The 231-nt window shown below is 56.3% G+C and carries 1 protein-coding gene; it reads left to right on the top strand.

Annotation, left to right across the window (positions count from 1 at the left end; all coding sequences use genetic code 11):
• Positions 1–231: Cro/CI family transcriptional regulator (locus tag SB752_RS33360; RefSeq protein ID WP_410719653.1), on the top strand; the 231-nt coding region annotated here is incomplete at both ends.

Below are 231 nucleotides of genomic sequence, written 5' to 3'. Positions count from 1 at the left end.
ATTCCGTGGTCATGCGGCTCATAAAGCATTTCGGAACACAGGTTGATGTGGCCTTGGCGGTGGGTGTCGATCAGACAACCGTATCTGGCTGGCTCCGAGGGAAGCACGCTATCTCATTTGAGAGCGCCGTGCGGATTCAGATTGCCACAGCCGGGGCATTCCAAGCAGTTGAGTTGTGCCCTGCCATCTCACAGCTCTCGCCGACCTTGAACGCAAATCTACGCCCAAACC

The organism is Brevibacillus sp. SIMBA_040, assembly GCF_046535075.1.
Classification (GTDB): Bacteria; Bacillota; Bacilli; order Brevibacillales; family Brevibacillaceae; genus Brevibacillus.
The sequence above is the reverse complement of the archived record's forward strand: the minus strand, read 5'-3'. Positions and strand labels throughout refer to the sequence as shown.